The organism is Sulfuricurvum sp. (genome assembly GCF_023229695.1).
In the GTDB taxonomy this organism is placed as follows: domain Bacteria; phylum Campylobacterota; class Campylobacteria; order Campylobacterales; family Sulfurimonadaceae; genus Sulfuricurvum.
This window is the reverse complement of sequence record NZ_JALNYS010000048.1, coordinates 1-2553: the sequence shown is the minus strand read 5'-3', so window position 1 is coordinate 2553 and position 2553 is coordinate 1. Positions and strand designations below refer to the sequence as shown.

Here is a 2553-nt window from a genome sequence, read left to right as displayed (position 1 = left end):
TCGGATCGGTTTTTTTGTTAACAGTGTTAGCGACGTTTTAGGGGTTACCGAAGAACAAATGCGTCCTGATGAAAGCTACGGCGGGATGTTTTCGAATATCTTGCATCTGAACGAGGGTGAGCGATTGGTATTATTATTTAATCCTGATGTGTCCAAACTTGTAGGGGAAAGAGCGTGAAGAGAGTGTTGATTGCGGATGATTCTGCGCTGGTACGTAAACAGCTCAGTGAGATTATTGCGGAGCTTGGATTTCAGATTGATACAGCCCGAAATGGGGCTGAAGCGGTTACGATGGCAACGCGTGAGCAGTATGACGTGATTACTATGGACATCAATATGCCTGTTATGGATGGGATTACCGCGGTTAAAAAAATAATGGAAGCACGACCAACACCGATTTTGATGATCAGTTCTTTGACGACTGAGAGTGCTGGGATCACAATGGAGGCATTGGATGCAGGTGCGGTCGATTACATCGCCAAACCCGGCACGATGAATGTAGGGAGATCGGAGAATCGAGAGGATATTCTCTCAAAAGTAAAATCTCTCAGCCGTATCCCGCCTCGCAGACTCAAATCGGTAGTTCGCCGTCCTGTTCAGCGGGAACGTCCGGTGAGCGTTCGTGAGAATGTCCGTGCAAAGAACCTTGACTGCAGTGATGTTACTAAAGTTTTGCTCATCGGTGCATCAACAGGTGGTCCTGGATTAATCGAGCAAATTTGTACCTCATTGCCGATCGGATTTCCGTATGCGGTGTGTGTGGTCCAGCATATGCCCCAACAGTTCACGGCTGCGTTTGCGACACGATTGGATAAAGTAAGTAAATTGCCGGTTATTGAGAGCAAAGATCATATGGAACTTTCCAACGGGAGCATCTTTTTGGCTCGCGGAGGGGTGCACATGCATTTTGCGAAAAAAGTGACGGGAAAAGTGGTGATTCGAGAAGAAAAAAATAAAAATCACCAATTTTTTCAGCCCAGTGTCGATGAGATGTTTGAGAGCGCACTTAAAGTCTTTTCGGGTGATCAAATCACTGCCGTTTTGTTGACAGGGATCGGTGATGATGGCGCACAGGGAATGGTGAGTATCAAAAAAGCGGGTGGATTTACCATCGGAGAGTCTGAAGAGACGGCAACCGTATACGGTATGCCCAAAGAGGCGTATGATCGTGGCGGAGTGTCTCAGCAATTGCCGTTTCCAAAGATCATTCGTTCATTACAAACATTGCGCTAGGAGGGAATATGGCATTAGTTAGAATACACACAGCACCCATCGTCGAAACTCTTCCAGAGTTAAATACTCTTCCAGAAGCGATGGCGTATTATCACTCAAGTGAGGGCAATTTTGATGCGCAAATCTATGCGGCTGAGAAAATTGCCTCGTTCGCTGGCGGAGGGGTAAAGCTTGTTCATTTGATGAGCGATGATCCTCACATACATAAAGATATGGCGAGCTATATCGCTTCACTTCTGACCGCAATGGACTCCAAAAAAGCCCCAATCGAAGAGATTATGAATTTGCTCAAAGTGCGAAATGCCTACATACGCAATCTAGGCATCACAACCCTTCAAAGTTATGGCGATGCTATCAAGTATTATATTGTCAAATTTTTGATCGGAAATGATCGTGATTTACGTATTTTTGCCATTAATGTTTTGGGCGATGTGAATTTTGCAGAATCACGGGAGATGCTCGTTGAACTTTTGGAACATGAGAATGATATTAACGTTGCAATGACGGCGGTGGATTATATGTCAGAGATCGGAGAGATAAAAGACATAGAAGTGCTTGAGGGTGTAAAAGAGCGTTTTGATGATGCATACGTTAATTTTGCGGTGGATAATGCTATCCGCTGTATTCGGGGGTAGGCGATGACTTATCTTTTGAATGACGAAAATTTTCTCAAAATGACCGACTATATCTACCGTAAAACGGGAATATTTTTGGAGCTTGAGAAACATTTTGACAAACTTGCCAAATACATCGATGCGCGGGCAAAAGTCATTGGCGCCGAGAGTTTTCGCAAATATTTTTATACCTTGCGTTTTGAAGACAAAGATGGGACAGAATTTCAAGAGCTTATGAATGCGATGACGGTCAACGAGACCTATTTTTATCGGGAAAAAGAGCAGTTTGAAGTGTTGGTGGATCGTATTTTGCCAGAGCTTCACGCTACAAAGCCTAAAACAGCTGCGATTCGTATCCTTTGTGCTCCTTGTTCGACGGGGGAGGAGCCATATTCGGTAATTTTGCATCTCCTTGAAGAAGCGCGTCTCATTGAAGATCGGGATATCGAAGTGGTCGGGATTGATATCGACAGTACGGTTATTACCAAAGCCAAAGCGGCAAAATACTCAGAACGCTCGGTTCACGCTATTCCCCCCAGTGTGCTAGCGAAGTATTTCAAAAAACGGACCCTCGGATTTAATCTGATTGATGATTTGGTCGGAACGGTTGATTTTAAAGTTTCCAATGTTTTTGATAAGACGAACATGCGTCAATTGGGGAAATTTGATGTGATCTTTTCTCGTAATATGCTCATCTATTTTGATG

Annotated in this window: 3 protein-coding genes; all 3 read left to right on the top strand. The window is 44.2% G+C overall.

The window, feature by feature from the left end; all coding sequences use genetic code 11:
- Nucleotides 1-174 precede the first annotated feature (174 nt).
- Nucleotides 175-1233, top strand: coding sequence for a chemotaxis-specific protein-glutamate methyltransferase CheB (gene cheB / locus M0P91_RS15160; RefSeq protein WP_295069376.1), 1059 nt, complete (start codon nucleotides 175-177; stop codon nucleotides 1231-1233).
- Between the two features lie 8 nt (nucleotides 1234-1241).
- Nucleotides 1242-1868 carry a HEAT repeat domain-containing protein gene (locus tag M0P91_RS15155; protein WP_295069371.1) on the top strand — a complete coding sequence of 209 codons (627 nt, stop codon included), beginning with the start codon at nucleotides 1242-1244 and terminating at the stop codon, nucleotides 1866-1868.
- A 3-nt stretch (nucleotides 1869-1871) separates the two neighbouring features.
- A partial coding sequence (locus M0P91_RS15150) for a CheR family methyltransferase (protein ID WP_295069368.1) occupies nucleotides 1872-2553 on the top strand: 682 nt, incomplete at its 3' end.